This is a genomic window from Bordetella genomosp. 9 (assembly GCF_002261425.1).
In the GTDB taxonomy this organism is placed as follows: domain Bacteria; phylum Pseudomonadota; class Gammaproteobacteria; order Burkholderiales; family Burkholderiaceae_B; genus Bordetella_C.
In genome coordinates, this window is record NZ_NEVJ01000003.1 from 669,094 (window position 1) to 692,254 (window position 23,161).

The window sequence follows — 23,161 nt, forward strand, 5'->3', positions numbered from 1 at the left end:
TTCTCGTTTGACGGTTTACCGGCTGGCGGGCGTATAGGTTTCCTTCGGCGCGGCCGCTTTCCGGCGGCCGAACTTGCGGATGAAGATGTAGAACGCCGGCGTGAACAGCAGACCGAAGACGGTCACGCCCAGCATGCCGAAGAACACGGCCGTGCCCAGCGACTGCCGCATCTCGGCGCCCGCCCCCGTCGCCAGCGTCAACGGCGCGACGCCCAGGATGAAGGCCAGCGACGTCATCAGGATGGGACGCAGCCGCGTCCGCGACGCATGCACGGCCGCGTCCACCGCGGAAGCGCCCTCCTCGTCCTGGTGCTGGCGGGCGAACTCGACGATCAGGATCGCGTTCTTCGCCGCCAGGCCGATCAGCACCACGAAGCCGATCTGCGCCAGGATGTCGATGGGCATGCCGCGAAACGACAATCCGGTGACCGACGCCAGGATGCACATCGGCACGATCAGGATGATCGCCAGCGGCAGGCGCCAGCTTTCGTACTGCGCCACCAGCACCAGGAAGCAGAACAGCGCGGCCGCGGCGAAGACCAGCACGGTGGACGTGCCCGTCTGCTGCTGCTGGAAGGCCAGTTCCGTCCACTCGAAATCCATGCCGCGCGGCAGGATTTCCCGGGCCAGCTGCTCCATGCGGCGCAGCGCGACGCCGGACGCCACCCCGGGCGCCGCGGTGCCCTGCACTTCCGCCGCGGGGTACAGGTTGAAGCGCGGCACACGATAGGGAATCGTGCGATCCTCGATGGACGCGACGGTGCCCAGGGGGACCATGTCGCCGGCATCGTTGCGCGCCTTCAGCCGGGTGATGTCCTGCGCATTGCGGCGGAACTCCCCATCGGCCTGCGCGATGACCTGGTAGGTCCGGCCCAGGTAATTGAAGTCGTTCACATACTGCGAACCCAGATAGACCTGCAGGGTGGAGAAGACGTCCGTGGGCCGCAGGCCGACCTTCTCGGTCTTGACGCGGTCGACGTTGGCGAAGATCGATGGCGAACCCGCGTTGTACAGCGTGAACACGCGCGACAGGGCCGGATCCTGGTTGGCCGCGGCCACCAGTTTCCTGGACGCCTCGACCAGGGCCTGCGGCCCCAGGCCGGCGCGGTCCTCGATCATCATCTTGAAGCCGCCCGAATTGCCCAGCCCCTGCACCGGCGGCGGCGGGATGGTCAGCACATAGGCATCCTTGATGACCGACAGGCGCTTGCGCAGGTCGGCCAGCACGGTATTGGCGTTGACGCCCTTGATATCGTGGCTGTACAGCGAAGGCAGGCCGGTGAACACCGTGCCCGAGTTCGAGGCCACCGTGTTGGTGGTCGCGTCCAGCCCGACGAAGGGCGCCGCATGCTCGATGCCGGGCGTGGCCAGCGCGATGTCGATGACCTGGCGCACGACCTTTTCCGTACGATCCAGCGACGCCCCCGGCGGCAGCTGCACGATGGTGATCAGGTAACCCTGGTCCTGCTCGGGGATGAAGCCGGTCGGGGTACGGGCGAACTGCACGCCCGTCAGGGCGATCAGGCCGACGTAGACCACCAACACCAGCCCGAGTATCCGCGCCAGCCGGCGGGTCAGGCTGCCGTAGCCCATCGACAGGCGGTCGAAACCGCGATTGAACCGGCCGAAACCGGCGTCCAGCATGCGCCGCACGGGGTTGCGCGAACGGTGCCCGGCGTCGTGCGGCTTGAACAGTACCGCGCACAGCGCGGGGCTCAGGGTCAGCGACACCACGCAGGAAATGATCGTGGACGCGGCGATCGTAATGGCGAACTGCCGGAAGAACAGTCCCGAAATGCCGCCCAGGAAGGCCGCCGGCACGAACACCGCGCACAGCGTCAACGCGATCGATACCAGGGCGCCGCCCACCTCGTCCATGGTGCGATGCGCCGCCTGGTAGGGCGACATGCCGGCCTGGATGTTGCGCTCGACGTTCTCCACCACCACGATGGCGTCGTCGACCACGATACCGACCGCCAGCACCAGCCCGAACAGGGAAAGATTGTTCAGGGAGATGCCGCAGGCATACAGGACGATGAAGGACCCGAGCAGCGAAATCGGAATGGCGACCACCGGCACGATGGTGGCCCGCCAGTTCTGCAGGAACAGGAAGACCACGGCCACCACCAGCACGATGGCTTCCAGGATGGTCTGCACCACTTCATCCACCGATTTGCCGATGAAGATGGTCGGGTCGTAGATGATCTTGTAATCCACGCCCTGCGGGAAATCCTTTTTCAGGTCCTGCATGGCGGCCAGCACGCGGTGCTCGACGTCGAGCGAATTGGCGCCCGGCTGGGCGTAGATCAACATCGCCGCCGCGTCGCTGCGGTCCATGAACGCGGTCGAGCCATAGTCCGCGGCGCCGACCTCCACCCGGCCGATGTCGCGCACGCGCGTGACGCGGCCCTGGCTGTCCGACTTGATGACGATGTCGGCGAACTCCTCGGGCGTGGCCAGCCGGCCCAGGACTTCCACATTCACCTGATAGGCCTCGGGCCGCGGCGTCGGCGGCTGGTTCAGCACGCCGGCCGACACCTGCAGGTTCTGCTGGCGCAGCGCGGCCAGGATTTCGCTGGCGTTCAGCTTGTTGGCGGCGGCCTTGTCCGGGTCTATCCATATCCGCATGGCGTATTCGCGGCCGCCCACGAACTGGGCGTCGCCCACGCCGGGGATGCGCGCCAGCACGTCCTTGACGTGCAGCGTGGCATAGTTCGACAGGTACAGCGTGTCGCGGCTCGCATCCGGCGAAAAGATGTGCACCGCCATCAGGATGCTGGGCGTGGACTTGCGCACCTGCACGCCCAGGCGCTGCACGTCCTCCGGCAGGCGCTGCAAGGCGTTCTGCACGCGGTTCTGCGTCAGGTTCTGCGCGACGTTCAGGTCGGTGCCGATGCGAAAGGTCACCGTGATGGTCAGCTTGCCGTCGCCGGTGGACTGGCTGCTCATATAGAGCATGTCTTCCACGCCGTTGATCTGCTGTTCCAGCGGCGTGGCCACGGTGCGCGCGATGGTCTCGGCCGAAGCGCCGGGATAGGAGGTGGTCACCTGGACGGTGGGCGGCACGATTTCCGGGTACTGCGCGACGGGCAGGACGAACAGCGCGCCCAGGCCCAGCAGGGTCAGGAAGCAGCTGACGACGGTCGCGAATCGCGGGCGGTCGATGAAGAAGTGTGCGATGCGCATGGCGTCAATCCTCGGTGCGGTCCGCGGTGGGCTCGATCGCCGCCGTCTTGGTGGCGACCTTGGCGCCCGGCGTCGCGTAGGGCAAGCCGCCGACGATCACCTGGTCGTCAGGCGCCAGCCCGCTTCTGATGACCCGCAGGCCGCTCCTGATATCGCCCACCTGCACGCCCTTGGGCGTGACGGTGCCGTCCTTGGCGACGACCAGCACGATGTGCCGGGACTGGTCCGGCAGCACGGCCGCATCGGGCACCAGGAGCGCGGTCGTGGGCTGGTCCACCACCACGCGCACCCGGGCGAACTCGCCCGGCGTCAGGCGCAGGTTGGCGTTGGGCACCGTGGCCCGCGCGTGTATCGTCCCGCTGGCCCGGTCCAGCACATTGTTGATGAAGTCGAATTTGCCGACCCGCGAATACGCCTTGTCGCCGCCCAGCGCCAGTTCGATGGCGTCGGAGGCCTGGCCCGGATGGTCGGCGCGATAGCGCGACAGGCTCTGGTAGTCCGCTTCGCTCAGATCGAAGTTCAGATAGATGGGATCAAGCGAGACCAGCGTGGCCAGCAGCGTCGTCGGGCTGCTGGCGGCGCGGCTGCCCGCGACCAGGTTGCCGACCGAGACCAGGTGATTGCTGATGCGGCCGGTAAAGGGCGCGGCGATGCGGCAACGGTCCAGGTCGAACTGGGCGTCGTCGACTTCCGCATTGGCGGCGGCGATGGCGGCCTGCGCGACTTGCCGGTCGGCGCGGCGCTGCTCGGAATTCTGGACCGTGCCCGCGGCGCCCTGCTCCAGCGCGACGGCGCGCCGCAACTCGCTGTCGGCCAACGCCAGCCGTGCCCGCGCGGTATCGAGCTGCGCCTTGGCGCGCGCCAGGCGGATCTCATAGGGCTTGGGGTCGATGGTGAACAGCAAGGCGCCTTTCTGCACGACGTCGCCGTCGCGGAAGAAAATACCCGTCAACGTGCCGCCGACCTGCGGCCGCAATTCCAGCTGGTTCACCGCCGAGAACTGGCCCAGCGCGCCCATGCGGCTGTCCAGCTGCCGGACCAGCGGCGTCGCCACGGTCACTTCCGGCAAGGCGGCCGGCGCCGCCGCCACGGCCGGGGCGCCGGACCACAGATAGCTCGCACCTGTGACCACAGCGACGGCCGCCACGGCGGCCAGGGTACCTACATAGAGCGTTTTCACCGCGAAGTCCTTGATAGGCGGCGAAACCGGGTTCCAGCAGCCGGCCGCCGTGATTGATGTGGGGACATCGATAGCGGCAACGGCCTATATAGATGTCACTTGACATCCATAATACCTGACAGATGTCGTTTGACATCCATATCCCTTGCAAGGAAGCGGACTTTTTGTGCAGTGCGATGGAGAAATGCAACAGCGCCCCGGGGCCCCGAGAGCCAGAGCCGCCTGGATCGGCAGGCCGCCGCGCCGGAGCGGCGCGCCACAGGGGAATGGTGCGATCGGGCGAAAGCCCAGGCGGGCACGGCCTTTGCGCAGGCCGGCTTGACTAGCTGGAATCCATCATGCCGACCGCACAGAAGACCGCCGCCCCCCCACCGGCCGTGAGCGCCGCCCGAGATCCCGATGCCGCCCCGCCCGGCGCCAGCCCCTGCTGCGAAGTGGCCGGCCTGGTCTACGTCGACGACCGCGGGCCCGGCATCACGCGCCGCATCTCCGGCGACGTCTACGAATACTACGACCCCAAGGGCAAGCGCATCCGTGACGCCGGGGTCATCGCGCGCATCAACGCGCTGGTGATCCCGCCGGCGTACACGGACGTCTGGATATGCCCGGATCCCGACGGCCACATCCAGGCCACGGGCCGCGACGCCCGCGGGCGCAAGCAGTACCGCTACCACCCGTCCTGGCACGCCGTGCGCGACGCCAACAAATACGAGCAGTTGACCGCCTTCGCCGCCGCCCTGCCCCGCATCCGCCGCAAGGTCGAACGCAACCTGCGCATGCCGGGCCTGACGCACGACAAGGTGGTCTCGGTCGTGGTGCGGCTGCTGGAAACCACCTTCATACGCATCGGCTCATCCACCTATGCGCGCACCAACGGTTCCTATGGCCTGACGACGCTGCGCCGCCGGCATACCACCATCGCCGGCCACCGCATCCGCTTCCGCTTCAAGGGCAAGAGCGGCGTGGAGCACGACGTGACGGTGCAGGACCGCCGGATCGCCGCGGTGGTGAAGCGCTGCATGGAAATCACGGGGCACGAATTGTTCACCTATCGGGAAGCGGACGGCAAGGTGCGCACGGTGGATTCCGGCTGCGTCAACGATTACCTGCGCGAAGCGGGCCAGGCCGATTTCACCGCCAAGCACTACCGCACCTGGGCGGGGTCCGTGCTGGCGCTCGCCGAGCTCAGCAAACGGCCGTGGAAAACCCCGACCGAAGCCAAGCGCAATATGGTGGAAGTGGTCAAGGCGGTGGCCAAGCGGCTGGGCAATACGCCGACGGTCTGCCGGCAGTGCTACATCCACCCGCGCATCCTGGAAGCCTATCTGGCCGGTGAAATGCCGCGCTGCGGCGCCGCGCCGTCCACCCCGCGCGGCCTGAATGCCGATGAACGGCGGCTGCTGCATTTCCTGTCCGCGCCGCCGTCGCGGGCCGAACGCGTGGCCGGCGTGGCGGAAAAGCCCGAAATGCCACTGGACGAGCGGCCGGCCAGTTCGCCCGGGAAGGAAAAGCAGCTGCGCCAGAAGGATCGCGTCCAGGGGATCGCGACGGCCAAGCCCGACGGGAAGCCCGGTACGGCAGGCCGCCGGGGCACCGCGCGTGGTGCGCGTGGTGCGCGTGCCGCCGGCAGCGGCACGGCGGCGCCCGCCGGCGCCTGATCAGGCCGCCTGATCAGGCCGCCTGCTTACGCCGCCCGATTCAGCCGCCCGATTCCGCCGCCTGCTCAGGCCGCCTGCGCGTGGGCGGACTTCGCCACCAGGGCGACGAATTCGCGGTTGAACGCCGGCAGGTCGTCCGGCTTGCGGCTGCTGACCCAGTTGCGGTCGACCATCACTTCCTTGTCCACCCAGGTCGCGCCCGCATTGCGCAGGTCATCCTGCAGGGATGGCCAACTGGTCAGCGTGCGGCCTTTCGCCAATCCGGCGGAGATCAGCAGCCAGGGCCCATGGCAGATCACGCCGATCGGCTTGCCCGCCGCATCCATGCGCCGCACGAAATCCTGCGCCTTGGGATGGCGGCGGATCTCGTCGGCGTTGACCACCCCGCCGGGCAACATGACGGCATCGAACTTGTCCGGTTCGGCATCCACGTCGACGAAGGTCAGGTCCACCTTCACGGTGTCGCCCTTGTCGGTGTGCTTGAAGCCCTGGATCGGCTCCAGCGTGTTCGATACGATCACCGCCCGGCCGCCCGCGGCTGCGATCGCCTTGCAGGGTTCGATCAGCTCGGCCTGTTCGAAGCCGTCGACCGCCAGGATCGCCACGGATACATCCTTCAATTCCTCAGCCATTGCATACTCCATCGAGGTAAGGGTTACGAGCCACGCCGGCGTGGCCGGCGATGCGCCGTCTCCAGCAAACCGGGTGCCGGCGGGCGCAGCTGACGACAGGCTGAAGCGCCTTCTCCATAATCCAGGCACAATCGCGATCGTACGGGCCGAGCCTCAGGCCGAACATCGAAAACGCCCGATGCATCGACAATCAAAACGGAGATATCCCATGAAGACATACGCAACGCGCGTCCTGGCGTCGGCGGGACTCGCGGCGACGCTGCTCATCCAGGGTGCGCCGGCCATGGCGCAGGCCGGCGGCAACTACCCCAGCAAGCCCATCACCATCGTCATCCCCTACGCCCCCGGCGGCTTCGCCGATACGCGCATGCGGCTGATCGCCGCCAAGCTGGAACCGCGGCTCAAGCAGACGGTGATCGTGGAAAACCGGGCCGGCGCCGGCGGCGTGGTGGGCACGACCTTCATCGCGCGGGCCAATCCCGACGGCTACACCATCGGCGCCGGCAACCTGGCGCCGATGGCCGTCAATCCTTCCTTGATGCAGAGCATCCCCTACGATCCCGTCAAGGACCTGGCGCCCGTCATCCTGATCGAAAACAGCCCCCTGGTGCTCAGCGTCAACAACACCGTCAAGGCGAAGAACCTGCAGGAGCTGATCGCGCTGGCCAAGGCCGAACCGGGCAGGCTGACGTTTGGCTCGTCCGGTGTCGGCGGCGCCCACCATCTGTCCGGCGAGATGTTCGCCGAACAGGCGCACATCGAAATCACCCATGTGCCCTACAAGGGCGGCAACCTGGCGTCCACGGACCTGATGGGCGGGCACATCACCATGATGTTCGAAATGGGCTATGCCGCCCTGCCCGCGATCCAGGGCAACAAGGTGCGCCCCATCGCGGTCACCGCCGCCAAGCGGCTGGCGGTGCTGCCGGACGTGCCGACCATGGCGGAAGCCGGACTGCCGGGCTATGAATCCTACAACTGGCAGGGCATCGTGGCGCCGGCGGGCACGCCGCGTCCCATCATCGACCGACTGAACCAGGAACTGAACGCGGTGCTGAAGGATCCGGAAGTCGCCAAGTCCATCGTCGATACGGGCAGCCAGGCGGCGGGCGGCACGCCGGAAGCGTTCGCGGCCTTCATCCAATCCGAAACCGCAAAATGGGCGCAGGTGATCAAGGAAGCCAGGATCGCGCCGCAATAAGGCGCGTCGCCCTGGCGGCGCGCGAGCGGGCGGACGGGCCGGGCGGCCCGCCCGCCCTTTTCACAGGCGGCCCGGGACTTCCGGTTCAGGACTTCTCGTAGGCCAGGTAATCCATATGGATACCGATGTGGTCCGCGATGTACTTGGCGTCATGCCAGACGCCCCAGATGAACGACGACGACCGGTTCGTCTGGTTGGGCAGGCCCAGGAAATAAATCCCTTTCTCCATGGAAATGCCGCGCTTGTGGATCGGGTAGCCCTTCTCGTCGAAGGTATCGATCTCCATCCACGAATAGTCCATCTTGAACCCCGTCGCCCAGACGATGCTCTTGATGCCCGCCTGCGCCAGGTTCAGCGCCAGGATGGGGTGGGTCAGGCATTCCGGGTCGTCCAGCAGCTTCCAGGCTTCCGGCTCCGGCGGCAGGTCCAGGCCGTTCTGCTCGATATAGGCATCGGCCTCGCGCAGCACCTCGAAATAGTCCGCGTCGCCTTGCGCGACGTTGGCGGCCAGGCCTTCCTCGAAGGTCAGGGTGCCGTTCTCATAGCCCTTGGTGATACCCACCAGCGTGATGCCGGCGTGCGCCAGGCGGCGGAAGTCCACAGTCTTGCCGCCTTCGTAGCCGCTGACGGCGAACGCCACGTGCTCGCGCTTCGGCTTTTTCTTGACCTCGTCCCACATGCCCAGGGCGCCCAGCCACCAGCAGTAATCGCGCTGGCGATACGAGCGCGGCGGCCGGTAATGCTCGCCCACCGACAGGTAGACGGTGCGGCCGGCCTGCCGCAATTCCTCGGCGATCTGCGAGCCCGACGCGCCGGCGCCCACGACCAGCACGGCGCCTTCGGCCAGTTGGCCGGGATTCTTGTAGGCCGACGAATGCAGCTGCTGGATGCCGGCGCTGTCCGGGACGATCCTGGGATAGCTGGGAATCTGGAAGGCGCCCGTCGCCGCCACCACGTGTTGGGCCTCGATCACGCCGGCGGAAGTCGTCACGGTGAAACCCGGCCGCTTCTCGTTGCGCGTGACCTTCAGCACCTCCACGCCGGTGCGGACCGGCGCCTCTATCATCCGGGCGTAGTCCTCGAAGTACTGCGCCATGCGTTCCTTGGGCGGGAAGACGTCGGCCGCGACGTCACCGAACTTCAGGCCCGGGAAGCGGTCGTGCCAGGCCGGGCCATTGGCCACCAGCGAGTCCCAGCGCTCGGAACGCCAGCGCTCGGCAATACGCTTGCGTTCCAGCACGATGTGCGGAATACCCATCCTGCCCAGGTGCTCGCTCATCGCGATGCCGGCCTGGCCGGCGCCGATCACCAGCGTATTGGTTTTTTCGACTGACATTTGGAGTTCCTTCACTCACTCATGGATGGCAGGCAGTGTGAGCCAGAACCCCAGGCTTGATAACTTCGATTTTCGGACGCCGGACTTAGGAAAAAGCAAATGGCAGGGGCAAGGGCCCGGCTTTCGTTTTTTCCGATGAACGGCCTCAGCATCCACAAAGGGCCGCCGCCCGGCCCTTCCCGTATTCTTTCCCCATCCATCGTGTCTAAATTGCCGCCGCCATGCAGAACAGCCCCTCTCTTCCGGATCCCTCTTGCGCGGTCAGTCTGGAAGGAGTGGTAAAGAAATACCGCGACCAGACTGTGCTGCACGACGTGTCGATCAAGATCCGGCGCGGCGAATTCCTGACCCTGCTCGGCCCGTCCGGCTGCGGCAAGACCACCTTGCTGAACCTGATCGCCGGCTTCGCCGACGCCGACAACGGCGAGATCTTCATCGACGGCCAGCTGGTCACCGACCTGCCGCCCTATCAGCGCGAGATCGGCATCGTCTTCCAGAACTACGCGCTGTTTCCGCACATGACGGTCGAGCGCAACATCGGCTATGGCCTGCGCATGCGGCGCGTGCCGTCCAAGGAAATCGCCGAGCGCGTCATGGAAGTCATGGCCCTGGTCAAGCTGGACGGCCTGGGCCAGCGCAGGCCGCGCGAACTGTCCGGCGGACAGCAGCAGCGCGTCGCCCTGGCGCGCGCCCTGGTGATCCGGCCCAAGGTCCTGCTGCTGGACGAACCGTTCTCGGCCCTGGACAAAAGCCTGCGCGGCGCCATGCAGGTCGAAATCCGCGACATACAGCGCCGGCTGGGCGTGACCACCGTCTTCGTCACGCACGACCAGGGCGAAGCCCTGAGCATGTCCGACCGCATCGCCGTCATGTCGGCCGGCGTCATCCGCCAGATCGCCAGCCCGGGCGAACTCTACCGCAATCCCCAGGATCCCTTCGTGGCGTCCTTCCTGGGCGACGTCAATATCCTGCCCGCCCATTACCACGGCGCGGATTCCGACGGCATCCACCTGCGCCTGGGCGCCGGCCTGATCCGCGTGCCGCGCGAACGCCTGGTCGGCGGCTCGCACGAAGGGCGCCGCCTGGACGTCTACGTGCGTCCCGAGCAGATCGCGCTGGAAAGCCTGCACGGCAATTCGGTGCTGAGCGGCACCGTCGTCAATCACGTCTTCCAGGGCGACCACATCGACTCTTATATCGACGTCGATATCCCCGTGGCCGGACGCCAGCGCGTCATGGTGCGCAGCGCCGGACTCGACGCCATGCAGCAGTGGCCGGTTGGCGCCGTGGCGGGACTGGTGCTGCCCGATGAAGGAATCAGCGTCTTCAATGCTTCCGCCTGAACCCATGACCGATATCCCCCGCACCATGCAGGCCGTCATCGCCACCCAGCCGGGCGATGCCGGCGTACTGGCCCTGGCCGAACGCCCCGTTCCCGCGCCGGGTCCCGGCGAAGTCCTGCTGCGCGTGCGCGCGGCCGGCGTCAACCGGCCCGACATCATGCAGCGCCAGGGCCTGTCCCGGCCGGCGGAAGGCGTCACCGACGTCCTGGGCCTGGAAGCCTGCGGCGAGGTCGCCGCATGCGGGCCCGGCGTGCCGTCCGCGCTGCAAGGCCAGCGGCTGATGAGCCTGCTGCCCGGCGGCGGCTACGCCCCCTGGTGCGTGGCCCGCGTCGATCACTCGCTGCCCGTGCCGGACGACGTGGACGATCTCGCGGCCGCCGCGCTGCCGGAAGGCCTGTTCACCGTCTGGCACAACCTTTTCGAGCTGGGCCGGCTGCGCATGGGCGAGACCGTGCTGGTGCACGGCGCCGCCGGCGGCATCGGCACGCTGGCCATCCGCATGGCCCACGCCGCCGGCGCGCGCGTCATCGCCACCGCCGGCCGGGCCGAACGCCTGCCGGCGCTGCGCGAGCTGGGCGCGGCCCAGGCGATCTGCTACCGTGACACCGATTTCGTCGTCGCCTGCCAGGATGACACGCGGGGACGTGGCGTGGACGTCGTGCTCGATATGGTCGGCGGCGACTACGTCCGCCGCAACCTGCAGGCGCTGGGCTTCGGCGGGCGCCATATCAGCCTGTCCTTCCTGCAAGGATCGTCGGTGGACATCGAATTGCTGACCTTGATGCAGAAGCAGCTGAGCCTGCACTCGTCCACCCTGCGTCCGCAGACGGCGGCGGAAAAAACCCGCATGGCGATCGAGATCACGCGCCATGTCCTGCCCCTGGTCGAAGACGGCCGGGTGCGTCCCAAACTGCATGCCGGCCTGCCCCTGGCCCAGGCCGCCGATGCGCATCGACTGCTGGAAAGCGGCGAGGTGTTCGGCAAACTCGTGCTGGTGCCCTGATGGCCGCCCTGCCCTCCGCCCCCGAACCCCACGCCATGCAACTCTTCTACGCCCCCACTTCCCCCTACGTGCGCAAGGTCATGGCCTGCGCGCACCTGTGCGGCATCGTCGACCGCATCGCGCTGCTGGACAGCGCCGCCCATCCCATCCGGCGCGATGCCCGCATCGCGGCCCACAACCCGCTGGCCAAGATCCCCACCCTGATCCTGGCCGACGGCGCCGCGCTCTATGACAGCCGCGTCATCTGCGAATACATCGCCGACCTGGCCGGCAACGATCACCTGTTCCCACCGGCGGGACCGCAACGCTGGCGCGCCCTGACGTGGCAGGCACTGGGCGACGGCCTGCTGGACGCGGCCCTGCTGGCCCGCTATGAAATCGCCGCCCGGCCGCCCGAATCGCAATGGCAGGATTGGCGCGCGGCGCAGTTGAAAAAGGTCGAGGCCAGCCTGGACGAACTGGAACCGCAGGCGGCATCCCTGGCCGTGCAACGGCCCACCATCGGTGAAATCACCCTGGGCTGCGCCCTGGGCTACCTGGATTTCCGCTTCGCCGAGCTGGACTGGCGCGCCACCCATCCGCACACCGCGCGCTGGTTCGACGCCTTCGGGCAACTGCCCGCCATGCGGGCCACCACGCCGCGCGACGCCTGACCATCCGAACGCCACCATGAACGCCACCGCCACCGCCGCCCCCGCCACGCCTTCCGCCGGCAACACCACCAAGGTGTGGTTCCTGAACGGCCCCAACGCCAATCTCTATGGCCTGGACGCCAACAAGACCTACGGCTCCGAAAGCTTCCCCATGCTGCGCCAGCGCTGCGAAAACAAGGCCGCCGAGCTCGGTATCGCCCTGAATTTCGTCCAGTCCAACCATGAAGGCCAGCTCATCGACTGGATCCAGGAAGCGCGCGGCGACGCCCAGGGCGTCATCATCAATGCCGCGGGCCTGACCTACACGTCCATCCCCCTGCTGGATGCCCTGTTGTCCTTTTCCGGCCGCATCATCGAAGTGCACATGAGCAATATCTGGAAGCGCGAGCCCTTCCGCCACCACTCCTATATTTCCAAGGCCGCCGACGGCGTGATCGCCGGGCTGGGCGCCGAGGGCTATGAACTCGCCATCGAAGCCATGGCACGCCTGATCCGCCGCCCCGCGCTGGCCTGAACCCGCCGCCTCGCCCCAGACCGAACACCGCCCTATGACCGCCATCCACAACGGGGAATGCTCCGGCTCCCTGGTCTTCTACAGCGAGTTCGACAGCTTCGACGTGTGGAAATCCGCGCTGCGGGCCCAGTTGCCCCGCCTGCGCGTCCTGCATGCCGGCGAAGTCACCGATCCCGCCGACGTCCATTACGCCCTGGCCTGGAAGCCGCCGGAGGGCTTCTTCGACCGCATGTCCAACCTGCGCCTCATCATCAACCTGGGCGCTGGCGTCGATACCCTGGTCGGCCGCAAGGACCTGCCCGCGGGCATCCCCATCACCCGTATCACCGACCCCAACATGGGCCGCATGATGGCCGGCTACGTGCTGTTCGCCACCCTGCGCTACGCCCGCGACATCCCCTGGTTCGAACAGGCGCAGCGGCGCGCCGAATGGGCCTACCGCCATCCGCGTTCGCCGGAGGAAATCCGCGTCGCCGTCCTCGGGCTGGGCGAACTGGGCGCGTATGCCGCCCGCGAACTGCAACGCCAGGGCCTGACCGTGCTGGGCTGGTCGCGCAGCCCGCGCCAGATCGACGGCGTCCAGTGCTACTCGGGCATGGAGAACCTGGACAGCGTGCTGTCCCAGGCCGACATCCTGGTCGTCATGCTGCCGCTGACGCCGGAAACGCGCGAGCTGCTGACGCGCGAGCGCCTGCGGAAGCTGCCCCGCGGCGCATCCCTGATCAACGTCGCCCGCGGCGCCCTGCTCGACCAGGCGGCCCTGACGGAGCTGCTGCAAAGCGGCCACCTGGCGGGCGCCACGCTGGACGTCTTCGAGCGCGAACCCTTGCCCGCTGACGATCCGCTCTGGAAGATGGACACGGTGCTGATCACCCCGCACCTGGCGTCCGTCGCCATCCCCGCGTCGGCGGCCACGCAGATCGCCGAGAACATCGTGCGCGTCTCCAACGGCCAGGATCCGGTCAACCGCATCGATCCCGCGCGCGGCTACTAGGCCGCGGCTGCGCGGCACACACGCACGCACGCATACGCACGGCCGCCGGTGGATCTGCCCGCCGGCGCCGCGCGGCGCGCGGCCCGCTAGCGCGGCTCCTCGATGTTCAGCACCTTCCCCAATCCCAGAAAGCCGTTCGCCACCGCCAGCACCGCCGCGGTCACGAAGATGTAGACCACCGACAGCGCCGCCAGGGTCGGATCGGCGAATTCCCGCACATAGTTGTACATGGACACCGGCAAGGTCTGCGTGCTCTGGGTCGTCACGAACAGCGACGCGGTGAACTCGCTGAACGACATGATGGCGGCGAACAGCCAGCCGCCGAACAGGCCCGGCGCCAGCAGCGGCACCGTGATCGTGAACAGCACCCGCACAGGCGACGCGCCCAGGCTGGCCGCGCTCTGCTCCAGGCGCGCATCCAGGTTCTCCATGGACACGTAGACGCTGCGCAGCACGAAAGGCAATACCAGCATGACGTGGCACAGGATCACCAGGCCATAGCCGCGATCCAGGTCCAGCTGCGCGACCAGGATCAGCAAGCCCAGTCCCAGGGTGAAATGCGGTATCACCAGCGGCGACAGCAACACCGCCTGCAGGACGTTCTTCCCGGGAAACTCCAGCCGCTTCACGGCGATCGCCAGCGCCGTCCCGATCACCAGCGCCAGCAGCGACGCCCATAGCGTCACCACCATGCTGGCCCGGAAGCCATCCTGGAAATCCGGGTAGGTGAAGGCCCTTTCGAACCACCGCAGGGACCAGTTCTGCGGGGGGAACGTCAGCAGCGCCTTGTCGTTGAAGGACGCCATCGTGACCACCACCACCGGCAGCAGGATGAAGGCCAGGATCAGGACGATCAGCAGCGGCGCGCCCACGCGCAGCCACATCGGCACGGTATTGCGTTTCTTCATCTCAATGCACCTGTATGGCCTTGAACCGCCGGGTCAGCCGCCCCAGCAGCATCAGCGACACCACCGTCAGCGCCAGGCCCGACACGCTCAGGCTGGCGGCCAGGGGGAAATTCATCGACGAAAAGCCCAGCTGGTAGACCAGCGTCGAGACCGTCGGCACGCGGCCGCCGCCTATCATCTGCGGCGTCGCGAAGGCGCTGAACGTCCAGGCGAACGACGTCGTCACGCTGGCCAGGATGCCGGGCATCGACAAGGGCAGCGTCACTGTCAGGAACGTGCGCACCGGCCCGGCGCCCAGGCTCTGCGCGGCCTTCGCATAATCGCGGTCGATGTGCGAGATCGCCGTCGCCAGCATCAGCACCACCACCGGGATCGTCACATGCACCAGGGCCACCAGCACGCCCAGATGGCTGAACATCAGGTTCAGCGGCGTTTCGATCAAACCCGCCTTGCGGAGCATGGTATTGATGAATCCGTTGTTGCCCAGCACGATGATCCACGAGTACGTGCGCACGATCTCGCCCAGGAACAGCGGCGTGATCGACACGATCAGGATGAAGGACTTCAGCACCCGGTTGCGCACCCGCACCAGCGCATACGCCAGGGGATAGGCCACCAGCAGGGAAAAAATCGTCGTTTCGACGCTGAGCAGCAGCGTGTTGGCGAACGCGTCCAGGTAGATCGGCTTGTTCAGCGTGGTGAAGTTGGCCAGCGTCAGGCCGCCCACGTCCATCGATCCGGGTATGAACGAACGCAAACTGAACTGGAACACCGTGATCAGCGCCGCCACGATGCACAGCGCGACGACACTCGCGGGGGAAACCAGCCATCCCCTCAATGCCCTTAGCCCGGAACGCTTGTCCATGTATCGATCTTTCCGTCTACGTCTACGTGTGTTGCCCGAGGACTGCCGCGCGACCGCATGGGTCTGCACGCGCGGCCTGGCCGGCCGCGCTGAAATGCGCCGCGTCGCGGCGGCAGACTGCCCGTCGCGACGCGAGGTGTGGCGCCGGTGGCGCTCAGTTCATGATGTTTTCGGTGAACCACTTGCGCCATTCGGCGGTCTTCTCGGCGCGCAGCTTGTCGTCGATCACGATGGCCTGCTTGTCCCATTGTTCCTTGGTGGTGAACACGCCGGGCAAGGCGGCATCCTCGGGCGACACCTTGGCGTTGTCCACCACGGGGCTGGCCTTCTTGGCGGCCACGATCTTGGCCTGCACTTCAGGCGACAGGGCGATATCGATGAACTTGTAAGCCAGGTCCGTCTTGGTGCTGCCCTTCATGATGCCCATCGTGTCCACGCCCAGCACCGCGCCTTCCTTGGGCATCGCGACCTTGATGGGCACGCCCTGGCCGATCATGTAGTAGGCATTCATCGACAGCAGCACCTGCACCGGCGTCTCGCCCGTGGCGATCAGCTGCTGGCTGTTGGCGTCGTTGGTGTAGAAGGCCTTGAAGTTGGGCTTGAGCGCCTTCAGCTTGTCCTCGCCCTTCTGCCAGTGCGCCGCGTCGCCGCCGGACAGCAGGGCCGCGACGGTGATGATGTGGCTGGGATCGAAGTCGGGGGCCGACAGCTTGCCCTTCAGCGCCGGATTCCACAGGTCGTTCCAGCTGTCGAACTTGATGTTCGACGGCACCAGGTCCGGACGGTAGCCGATGGTGTAGACATACGCCCAGCTGCCGATGTGGTACGGGCTGATCTTGGCGCGGTCCACCAGGTGCGAATAATTCTTCAGCTTGCTGGTGTCCAGCTTTTCGTACAGATTGCTGTTGACGTACAGCCAGCCGATATGCGACGTCGTGAACGTGATGTCGCTTTCCGGCTTGGTCGCCAGCTTGGCCTTGTTCAGCCGGTCTATCGTCCCGCCGGTGATGTACTTGACCGGCACCCCGGTCTGGCGGGTGAATTCCTTGCCGATGTTCTCATCGATCAGGTCGCGGAAGCTGCCGCCCCAGGTGCTGACGACCAGGGCATCCTGGGCCCACGCCGCGCTGCCCGCCAGCGTGCTGGCAAGAATACCGACCGATAAAAGTTTTCGAATCATTGCATGCCCCTTGGAATAGGCCCGGTGAAGTGATTGGCGTTCGAAGTCGTTCGCCAGGCTGCAGCCATCATGCGGCAGAGCGCCCGCCCGGACCAAGTCGCCTTTTCCATAGGGATGGCTCAACTTTCCTGACGACGCGGCGGGCCGCTCCCGCGCGCGATCACAAAGCCTGATCCAGGAAACCCTTGAGACGCTGGCTGGCCGGCGCGCCGAAGAACTGTTCGGCGGGCGCGGACTCGATGATTTCGCCCCTTTCCATGAACACGCAGCGATCCGCCACCCTGCGGGCAAACCCCAATTCGTGCGTGACGCAAACCATGGTGATCCCGGTCTCGGCGAGGCTTTCCATGATATGCAGGACGGACCGCACGGACTCGGGATCCAGCGCCGACGTCGGTTCATCGAACAGCATGATGCGCGGCTCCAGGCACAAGGCCCGGGCGATCGCGACCCGCTGCTGCTGGCCGCCGGAAAGCTGCGCGGGAAACTTGGCCGCCTGCTCGACGATGTTGACCTTCCTGAGGTACTCCAGGGCGATGCTTTCCGCCTGCTTCAGGGGAAGCTTCTTCGCGAGCCGGAGCGCGAACGTGCAATTCGCCAGCACCGTCATGTGCGGAAAGAGGTTGAAGCTCTGGAACACCATGCCAAGCTGCCGGCGGACTTTCTCCACGTCCTCGGCGCGCCGGGTGAGCTTGATGCCGCCGACGTGGATGTCCCCGGAATCGTGCTGCTCCAGGTGATTGATGCAGCGCACCAGCGTGGACTTCCCGGATCCGGAGGGACCGCACAGGACGACGATTTCACCCACGTCGATGCGCAGGTCGACGTTGCGCAGCGCATGGAAGGCGCCGTAGTACTTGTTCAGGCCCGCGATCGAGATCGCGGCGATAGTCGAGGCGCTGGCAGGTGAGGCATTCATCGTAGTGGCGTCCACGGTTCAGTCCAGGTGTTGCTATCGGGCTTGATGGCGCCGGCCCTCGGCCTAAGCCGGCGCCAGGTGCCGGTTCAGGGACCGATCCAGCGCGGCGAAGCCCAGGCGCATGGCGTTGGTGATGCACCAGTAGATCGCCGCCGCGGTCACCAATGGCGTGAACGGATCGTAGGTGTAGTCGAAAACGGTATTGGCGGCGGCGGTCAGGTCGACCAGCGTGATCGCGCTGACGGCGGATGTGCTCTTCACCATGATCAGCAGCTCATTCTGGTACGCCTTGAGCACGAAGCGCGCGGCCATGGGAAGTTTCAAGCGGAACAGGATCTGCATGGGCGTCAAGCCCAGCACCGCGCCCGCTTCGATCGTGCCGGCGGGAATGGCGGCCAGCCCGCCGCGTATGATTTCGGCCATGAATCCGGAGTGCGTCAACGCCAGCCCGATCCATGCGCAAACGTATGCGTTGGAAAATAGGGTCCACAGGAAGGTGTCCCGCACGATCGAAAACTGCGGCAGGCCGCTATAGATCAGATAGAGCAATACCAGGCTGGGGACGCCGCGGAAAAACGAAATATAGGCGCCGGCGAGACTCGCGCGCGGCCCCGGCCTGAACCTGGCCAGGGCGACCGGCAGCGCGATCAGCAGGCCCAGCGCCAGCGCCGGCAGCAGCACGATGAAGGTCGTGGCGGTCCCGGCCAGCAGCTTGGGCAGGCTGTCCCAGGCAATGTGGAAATCAAAGTGCATCGGCCTTGTCCTCGCGCGGCGCCGCGGCGATGGTCCGCACGCCACGCCCCGTGTTCGACTCGATACGCGCGGCCACCACGTAGGTCAGCCAGGTCATGCCGAGGAAAAACAGCGATGCGAGCATGAAATAGATAAAGGGTTCCTTGGTGACCCCGGAGGCCAGCTTGGCATAGGCCATGATCTCTTTCAGCCCGATCAGCGAGACCAGCGCGGTGTCTTTCAGCACCACGATCCAGGTATTGGTCATGCCGGGCAACGCCAGCCGCAACACCTGCGGCAGCATCACGTGCAGCAGGATGGCCGGGCGCTTCACCAGCAGGACCTCGGCCGCCTCGAATTGCCCGCGGGGAACGTTCTGGATCGCGGCGCGGATCAGGTCCGCCAGATAGGCCCCGTACACCATGCCCAGCGCGGCGACGGCCGCCATGAACGGGGTGACTTCGACCCGCCCCAGCAGGCCGGCCACCATGTCCGGCCCGGCGTAATAGAACAGGAATGCCACCAGCAGCGATGGCACGCCCGTGAAGATCGACGCATAGACCCGCCACACCAGCCGGGTGGCCAGGCGCGGACGCAGCGTCGCCAGCGCGAAAGCCGTGCCGATCACCAGCGCCAGCAGATAGGCGCAGACGGCGACCTTCACCGTCATCATCGCGCCTATCGCCAGCTGTTGCACGAACCCCATCGAAGGCATGGCGAACATCCCCCGGACGGTGGCGTCAGCGGCAGGCCGCTTCTTCGGGCAACAGCTCGACCTGCATATACTTCTTGCGCAGCTTGGTGAACGTGCAATCGCGGATGATGCTGTCCAGCGCCTGGTTCATGCGGGCCAACAATTCGGGCGTGTCCTTGCGCGTGATCCAGCTCGAACCGGCCTCGCCGCCGCCCGTCCACAGGTCGCCGCCGGCGAACTTCCAATCCTTGCCGGCGGGCTTGGACAGGAATTCATTGGTCCAGCTGATCTTGGGCCCCAGGCTCAGGTCCAGGCGGCCGCTGGCCAGGTCCAGGCGGATCTGGTCGGGATTGTCGTAATACACGATCTGCACGGCGTCGCCGAATTGCTCGGACACATACTTGGCCTGGGCGGATCCGCGCTGCAGGCCGATGCGCAAGCCCTTGAGGCCTTCCTTGGTGAAGGTGTAGTTCTTGTTCGCCGGAATCACGTAGGAATCCGGATTGAAGAGCACCGGACGTCCGAACAGCACCTTCTCCTTGCGTTCCGGCAAGGGCTTGGTCTGGCTGACGACGGCATCCAGTTTCTTCTGCAGCAAGGCGGGAATCAGGCCCTTGAAGTCCATCACGACGATTTCGCAGTCCGCGTTCATGCGCTTGCACATCTCGCGCGCCAGATCGGGTTCGAGTCCGGTCAGCTCGCCGGCGGCATTCACCATGCTGAAAGGGGGATAGCTGCCCTCGTTACCCAGCACCAGTTTTTCGGCGGCTGCCGGCGCCGGTCCGGCGGCGACGGCCATCGTGGCGAATAGCGCCGCGGCTTTCAATAGACGATCGATTTTCATGGGTTCCCCTTGCTGCCTGTTGTTGGTCTGACCGTACCCGCGCGTGCGGGCAAAGCTTCAATCCTTGCCGACGCCCGCGATCCTGCCTTCGAACAGCGACCCGTAACCCGGCTTCGCGCCGGCGACGCCGGTCAATTCCAGGCAGTGCCAGAACGAGGCCTGGATGGCGGAAACGACCGGCTTGCCCAGGCGCTGTTCGAGCGCCTCTATCGCGCCGACGGTCCTGAAATTGGTGCAGGAGACGAAAATCGCCGTGGCGTCGGGATGGTCCACCGACAGTACGTGGTCGTACACCTTCTCCAGGGGCACTTCCGCCAGGGCATGGTCGTTGGAAATTCCCAGGTAGTTGCTTTTCACGACCTGGTGGCCGTTTTCCTCCAGGAAACGGATCGCGCGCTCGTGGATCTCGGACACGTACGGCGTCGCCAGGGCGACCTTGCCGGCCTTGACCTTCTGGAGCGCCGCCAGCGTGGCGGTGGAGGCCGTCGTGATCTTGGGCTGGGGCGCCCAGTGACGCATCTTTTCGATGAGCGCGCGGTCGTAGGCCGTGCCATGCAGGAAGGAGGCGCTGGTGCCCCCGAACAGTAGCACGTCGATGGGCGGCGCGGCGGCCATGCGCGCGGCCAGCTCCAGTTCCGGCGCGTTCATCATTTCCTCGATCCCCTGGACGGTGACCTTGGGCAATTTGACGCGCGCCGTGTGCGTGGATATGCCTGGCGCCGACATGGCCCACATCTCCTCTTCCATCACGACGCTGGACGCGATGTAGATCAGGCCGATGCGAGCCAGGTCGCCGGAACCGTCATAACGGAATCGGGGATACTCCCGCGTACTGGACATGTGCCGCCCCTTTTGATAATCGTTTTGGATGCGGCTAATGATGGGAGAGGCGTTTCCCGCGACCAAGTCGCCTTTTCCTTACGCATGGCTCGCATTTCCTGACGCGCGCCCCCCTGGGCGCCGCCCGCGATGCTCGGAAATTCCGAGTTGGCCCGCCGGAAAAAACAAATAGGCGCGGCCGCCGGTCCGTTCGACCATGGCGTCCATCCAGGCCGCGCGCCCCCGCGCGCCGCCTCCTATCCGCCACCGCCCGTCCCGGGCGCGCACACTCGCAGACGCCGCCATGAAACATACCCGCATCCGCACCTTCAACACCAAGGCCACCTACCCCGAACAGAACCTGGACAACGACCTGTGCCAGGCCGTGGTCGCGCGCGGCAGCACCGTCTTCCTGCGCGGGCAGATCGGCCAGAACCTGGACACCTCCGAAAGCGTCTGCATCGGCGACGCGGCCGGACAGGCCGAGCAGGCCATGTCCAACATCGCCATGCTGCTGAAGGAAGCGGGCGGGGAACTGGAACACATCTGCAAAATCACCATCTACATCATCGATCCGCGCTACCGCGAGCCGGTTTACCGCGTGGTCGGCCGCTGGCTGAAGGGCGTGTTCCCGGTGTCCACGGGGATCGTGGTGTCCGCGCTGGCCCGCCCCGAATGGCTGGTGGAAATCGACGCCACCGCCGTCATTCCGGACTGACATCACCGGAGTTCCGACATGACCTTCTCCATCATCGCGCGCTGCCCGCGCTCGGGCCAGTTCGGCGCGGCCGTTTCGTCGTCGTCGCCCGCCGTGGCGGCGCGCTGCATCCGCGCGCGCGCCGGCGTCGGCGCCGCCGTCAGCCAGAACATCACCGACCCGGCGCTGGGCCCGGCCGCCCTGGACCTGATGGAGGCCGGCCGCACGCCGGAACAGGCGCTGGACGAACTCCGGCAACGCCCGTACATCGACTATCGCCAGCTCATGGCCATCGACGCCACGCACGCGCCGGCGATCCATACCGGCGCAAGCTGCCTGGGCACCATTTCCAGCATCGCCGGCCAACACGCCGCCTGCGCGGGCAATATGCTGGCCACGCTGGACGTTCCGCGCGCCATGCTGGCCGCCTTCGAGCAGGCCCAGGGCTCGCTGGCCGAACGCCTGATGCAGGCCCTGCTGGCCGGCGAGGCCGCCGGCGGCGAGGAAGGCCCGGTCCACTCGGCGGGGCTGCTGGTGGTTGCCGACCTGCCCTGGCCCATCGTCGACCTGCGGCTGGACTGGATGGAAGCCGGCCCCATCGAAGCGCTCCACGATGCCTGGAAAGTCTACGAACCGCAGGTGCAGGACTACATCACGCGGGCCCGCGACCCGCGCGCCGCGCCCAGTTTCGGCGTACCCGGCGACCTCTGACGCGGGCCGGCGCGATTCCCGCATGGCGCAAGCGCGCATCGCTGGTAAGGTTGAGCCTGCGCCCCCCGGCAACCCCGGGGGGCGGCCCGATCCCGTTGCCTAGACCCGGACCATGCTCAATCGCATTTCCCTGCGCCAGATGGAGTACTTCGTCGCGACCGCCAAGCACGGCAGCATCGCCGCGGCGTCCGCGCAGATCCACATCTCGCCGCCCTCGATCTCGGCCGCCATCGCCCATATCGAAACCGAACTGAGCGTCCAGCTCTTCGTGCGGCATCCCTCCAAGGGGCTGGCCCTGACCATCCTGGGCGCGCAGGTCATGCAGGAATGCGAAGAGCTGCTGGAGCGCGCGTCGCGCCTGTATGAAATCGCCTCGGTATCCAGCGACACCCTGCAGGGCGTGCTGCGGGTCGGCTGCTTCCAGTCGCTGGCCGCGATGATCGCGCCCGAGGTGATCTACGGGTTTTCGCGGGCGTTCGAGAAGGTCGAACTGCATATGGTCGAAGGCGACCAGCAGGAGATGATCAACCGCCTGCATACGCTGGAAATCGACATGGCCATCACCTACGACCTGCAGCTGGGCGAGGAGATGAACTTCGAAACGCTGGCCCATCTGCCGCCGCACGTGCTGGTCAGCGAATTGCACCCCCTGGCCCAGCAGATCGCCGTCACGCTGGACGAGCTGGCCGCGCAACCCATGGTGCTGCTGGACCTGCCCATGAGCCGCGAGTACTTCATGTCGCTGTTCGCCAAGGCCGGCCTGGAGCCGAACGTCGTGGCGCGCTCGCGCTCGGAAGACGTGGTCCGCTCCATGGTCGCCAACGGCATCGGCTACGCCCTGTTCAACGTGCGCCCGAAATCCACCCAGTCGCTGGACGGCAAGCGGCTGGTGCGCCTGCGCCTGGCCGGCGAGCACCGGCCCATGCTGCTGGGGCTGGCCACCTACAAGCCCTTGAAGCCCTCGCGCCTGACGCAGGCCTTCATGCAGCGCTGCCGCTCGTACATCTCGGACCAGTACATACCGGGCATGAGCGCGGGCAGCTTTTTCGATCCCTATATCCCGGGCGAGGGCGAGCCGCCGCTGCGGTGAGC

At 66.6% G+C, this 23,161-nt stretch carries 22 protein-coding genes; 10 read left to right on the forward strand and 12 right to left on the reverse strand.

The window, feature by feature from the left end; translation table 11 throughout:
• Positions 1–15 precede the first annotated feature (15 nt).
• Positions 16–3,186 carry an efflux RND transporter permease subunit gene (locus CAL26_RS14225; RefSeq protein ID WP_094847545.1) on the reverse strand — a complete coding sequence of 1,057 codons (3,171 nt, stop codon included), beginning with the start codon at positions 3,184–3,186 and terminating at the stop codon, positions 16–18.
• A 4-nt stretch (positions 3,187–3,190) separates the two neighbouring features.
• Entirely contained in the window at positions 3,191–4,366 is a 1,176-nt protein-coding gene (locus CAL26_RS14230) for an efflux RND transporter periplasmic adaptor subunit (RefSeq protein WP_256988428.1), read from the reverse strand.
• A 338-nt stretch (positions 4,367–4,704) separates the two neighbouring features.
• Here CAL26_RS14230 and CAL26_RS14235 point away from each other — a divergent pair, with 338 nt between their 5' ends.
• A complete protein-coding gene (locus CAL26_RS14235) occupies positions 4,705–6,024 on the forward strand; it encodes a DNA topoisomerase IB (protein ID WP_094847547.1) in 1,320 nt (439 codons plus the stop codon).
• Positions 6,025–6,089: 65 nt separating this feature from the next.
• On the opposite strand, the gene CAL26_RS14240 is transcribed toward CAL26_RS14235, so the two are convergent.
• Positions 6,090–6,656, reverse strand: coding sequence for a type 1 glutamine amidotransferase domain-containing protein (locus CAL26_RS14240; protein WP_094847548.1), 567 nt, complete (start codon positions 6,654–6,656; stop codon positions 6,090–6,092).
• 208 nt (positions 6,657–6,864) lie between these two features.
• On the opposite strand from CAL26_RS14240, the gene CAL26_RS14245 reads away from it, so the two are divergent.
• Positions 6,865–7,857 (forward strand): Bug family tripartite tricarboxylate transporter substrate binding protein, encoded by a 993-nt coding sequence (locus CAL26_RS14245; protein ID WP_094847549.1) that lies wholly within the window; start codon positions 6,865–6,867, stop codon positions 7,855–7,857.
• Between the two features lie 85 nt (positions 7,858–7,942).
• Here CAL26_RS14245 and CAL26_RS14250 read toward each other — a convergent pair whose 3' ends face one another.
• Positions 7,943–9,193, reverse strand: coding sequence for a flavin-containing monooxygenase (locus CAL26_RS14250; protein ID WP_094847550.1), 1,251 nt, complete (start codon positions 9,191–9,193; stop codon positions 7,943–7,945).
• A gap of 275 nt (positions 9,194–9,468) precedes the next feature.
• Here CAL26_RS14250 and CAL26_RS14255 point away from each other — a divergent pair, with 275 nt between their 5' ends.
• From CAL26_RS14255 to CAL26_RS14275, 5 genes are read left to right on the forward strand one after another with little or no spacing between them, the layout of a single operon-like run.
• Complete coding sequence (locus CAL26_RS14255; RefSeq protein ID WP_256988429.1) at positions 9,469–10,536, forward strand: ABC transporter ATP-binding protein; 1,068 nt, start codon at positions 9,469–9,471, stop codon at positions 10,534–10,536.
• Positions 10,523–11,539 (forward strand): NAD(P)H-quinone oxidoreductase, encoded by a 1,017-nt coding sequence (locus CAL26_RS14260; RefSeq protein WP_256988430.1) that lies wholly within the window; start codon positions 10,523–10,525, stop codon positions 11,537–11,539. Before CAL26_RS14255 ends, CAL26_RS14260 begins: the two co-directional genes overlap by 14 nt.
• A gap of 35 nt (positions 11,540–11,574) precedes the next feature.
• Entirely contained in the window at positions 11,575–12,192 is a 618-nt protein-coding gene (locus tag CAL26_RS14265; protein WP_094849873.1) for a glutathione S-transferase, read from the forward strand.
• A gap of 16 nt (positions 12,193–12,208) precedes the next feature.
• A complete protein-coding gene (locus tag CAL26_RS14270; RefSeq protein WP_094847552.1) occupies positions 12,209–12,706 on the forward strand; it encodes a type II 3-dehydroquinate dehydratase in 498 nt (165 codons plus the stop codon).
• 34 nt (positions 12,707–12,740) lie between these two features.
• Positions 12,741–13,700, forward strand: coding sequence for a 2-hydroxyacid dehydrogenase (locus CAL26_RS14275; protein WP_094847553.1), 960 nt, complete (start codon positions 12,741–12,743; stop codon positions 13,698–13,700).
• An 86-nt stretch (positions 13,701–13,786) separates the two neighbouring features.
• On the opposite strand, the gene CAL26_RS14280 is transcribed toward CAL26_RS14275, so the two are convergent.
• The 8 genes from CAL26_RS14280 to CAL26_RS14315 form a co-directional block, all read right to left on the reverse strand.
• On the reverse strand, positions 13,787–14,608 hold the full coding sequence (locus tag CAL26_RS14280) for an ABC transporter permease (protein ID WP_094847554.1): 822 nt from the start codon (positions 14,606–14,608) through the stop codon (positions 13,787–13,789).
• 1 nt (position 14,609) lies between these two features.
• On the reverse strand, positions 14,610–15,473 hold the full coding sequence (locus CAL26_RS14285; RefSeq protein ID WP_094847555.1) for an ABC transporter permease: 864 nt from the start codon (positions 15,471–15,473) through the stop codon (positions 14,610–14,612).
• Between the two features lie 154 nt (positions 15,474–15,627).
• On the reverse strand, positions 15,628–16,653 hold the full coding sequence (locus tag CAL26_RS14290; protein ID WP_094849874.1) for an ABC transporter substrate-binding protein: 1,026 nt from the start codon (positions 16,651–16,653) through the stop codon (positions 15,628–15,630).
• A gap of 160 nt (positions 16,654–16,813) precedes the next feature.
• On the reverse strand, positions 16,814–17,572 hold the full coding sequence (locus tag CAL26_RS14295; protein WP_094847556.1) for an amino acid ABC transporter ATP-binding protein: 759 nt from the start codon (positions 17,570–17,572) through the stop codon (positions 16,814–16,816).
• Positions 17,573–17,635: 63 nt separating this feature from the next.
• Positions 17,636–18,325: an ABC transporter permease gene (locus CAL26_RS14300; RefSeq protein ID WP_094847557.1), complete on the reverse strand. Its 690-nt coding sequence runs from the start codon at positions 18,323–18,325 to the stop codon at positions 17,636–17,638.
• Positions 18,315–19,019, reverse strand: coding sequence for an ABC transporter permease (locus tag CAL26_RS14305; RefSeq protein WP_094849875.1), 705 nt, complete (start codon positions 19,017–19,019; stop codon positions 18,315–18,317). Before CAL26_RS14305 ends, CAL26_RS14300 begins: the two co-directional genes overlap by 11 nt.
• Before the next feature lie 25 nt (positions 19,020–19,044).
• Positions 19,045–19,842, reverse strand: coding sequence for a transporter substrate-binding domain-containing protein (locus CAL26_RS14310; protein WP_256988431.1), 798 nt, complete (start codon positions 19,840–19,842; stop codon positions 19,045–19,047).
• A 57-nt stretch (positions 19,843–19,899) separates the two neighbouring features.
• Positions 19,900–20,682: a maleate cis-trans isomerase family protein gene (locus CAL26_RS14315; RefSeq protein ID WP_094849877.1), complete on the reverse strand. Its 783-nt coding sequence runs from the start codon at positions 20,680–20,682 to the stop codon at positions 19,900–19,902.
• A 283-nt stretch (positions 20,683–20,965) separates the two neighbouring features.
• Between CAL26_RS14315 and CAL26_RS14320 the strand changes: the two genes are divergently transcribed.
• The 3 genes from CAL26_RS14320 (at position 20,966) to CAL26_RS14330 (ending at position 23,159) form a co-directional block, all read left to right on the forward strand.
• Complete coding sequence (locus CAL26_RS14320; protein WP_086065086.1) at positions 20,966–21,379, forward strand: RidA family protein; 414 nt, start codon at positions 20,966–20,968, stop codon at positions 21,377–21,379.
• 18 nt (positions 21,380–21,397) lie between these two features.
• Positions 21,398–22,069: a DUF1028 domain-containing protein gene (locus CAL26_RS14325; protein WP_094847558.1), complete on the forward strand. Its 672-nt coding sequence runs from the start codon at positions 21,398–21,400 to the stop codon at positions 22,067–22,069.
• A gap of 112 nt (positions 22,070–22,181) precedes the next feature.
• Positions 22,182–23,159, forward strand: coding sequence for a LysR substrate-binding domain-containing protein (locus CAL26_RS14330; protein WP_094847559.1), 978 nt, complete (start codon positions 22,182–22,184; stop codon positions 23,157–23,159).
• Positions 23,160–23,161: the final 2 nt, after the last annotated feature.

Excerpts from the sequence above, each read along its gene's own strand:
- CAL26_RS14315 (WP_094849877.1), bottom strand. The coding sequence starts at position 20,682 with ATGTCCAGTACGCGGGAGTATCCCCGATTCCGTTATGACGGTTCCGGC.
- CAL26_RS14280 (WP_094847554.1), bottom strand. The coding sequence starts at position 14,608 with ATGAAGAAACGCAATACCGTGCCGATGTGGCTGCGCGTGGGCGCGCCG.
- CAL26_RS14285 (WP_094847555.1), bottom strand. The coding sequence starts at position 15,473 with ATGGACAAGCGTTCCGGGCTAAGGGCATTGAGGGGATGGCTGGTTTCC.
- CAL26_RS14260 (WP_256988430.1), top strand. The coding sequence starts at position 10,523 with ATGCTTCCGCCTGAACCCATGACCGATATCCCCCGCACCATGCAGGCC.
- CAL26_RS14295 (WP_094847556.1), bottom strand. The coding sequence starts at position 17,572 with ATGAATGCCTCACCTGCCAGCGCCTCGACTATCGCCGCGATCTCGATC.
- CAL26_RS14250 (WP_094847550.1), bottom strand. The coding sequence starts at position 9,193 with ATGTCAGTCGAAAAAACCAATACGCTGGTGATCGGCGCCGGCCAGGCC.
- CAL26_RS14310 (WP_256988431.1), bottom strand. The coding sequence starts at position 19,842 with ATGAAAATCGATCGTCTATTGAAAGCCGCGGCGCTATTCGCCACGATG.
- CAL26_RS14245 (WP_094847549.1), top strand. The coding sequence starts at position 6,865 with ATGAAGACATACGCAACGCGCGTCCTGGCGTCGGCGGGACTCGCGGCG.
- CAL26_RS14275 (WP_094847553.1), top strand. The coding sequence starts at position 12,741 with ATGACCGCCATCCACAACGGGGAATGCTCCGGCTCCCTGGTCTTCTAC.
- CAL26_RS14225 (WP_094847545.1), bottom strand. The coding sequence starts at position 3,186 with ATGCGCATCGCACACTTCTTCATCGACCGCCCGCGATTCGCGACCGTC.
- CAL26_RS14320 (WP_086065086.1), top strand. The coding sequence starts at position 20,966 with ATGAAACATACCCGCATCCGCACCTTCAACACCAAGGCCACCTACCCC.
- CAL26_RS14300 (WP_094847557.1), bottom strand. The coding sequence starts at position 18,325 with ATGCACTTTGATTTCCACATTGCCTGGGACAGCCTGCCCAAGCTGCTG.
- CAL26_RS14240 (WP_094847548.1), bottom strand. The coding sequence starts at position 6,656 with ATGGCTGAGGAATTGAAGGATGTATCCGTGGCGATCCTGGCGGTCGAC.
- CAL26_RS14265 (WP_094849873.1), top strand. The coding sequence starts at position 11,575 with ATGCAACTCTTCTACGCCCCCACTTCCCCCTACGTGCGCAAGGTCATG.
- CAL26_RS14325 (WP_094847558.1), top strand. The coding sequence starts at position 21,398 with ATGACCTTCTCCATCATCGCGCGCTGCCCGCGCTCGGGCCAGTTCGGC.
- CAL26_RS14290 (WP_094849874.1), bottom strand. The coding sequence starts at position 16,653 with ATGATTCGAAAACTTTTATCGGTCGGTATTCTTGCCAGCACGCTGGCG.
- CAL26_RS14305 (WP_094849875.1), bottom strand. The coding sequence starts at position 19,019 with ATGCCTTCGATGGGGTTCGTGCAACAGCTGGCGATAGGCGCGATGATG.
- CAL26_RS14270 (WP_094847552.1), top strand. The coding sequence starts at position 12,209 with ATGAACGCCACCGCCACCGCCGCCCCCGCCACGCCTTCCGCCGGCAAC.
- CAL26_RS14235 (WP_094847547.1), top strand. The coding sequence starts at position 4,705 with ATGCCGACCGCACAGAAGACCGCCGCCCCCCCACCGGCCGTGAGCGCC.
- CAL26_RS14330 (WP_094847559.1), top strand. The coding sequence starts at position 22,182 with ATGCTCAATCGCATTTCCCTGCGCCAGATGGAGTACTTCGTCGCGACC.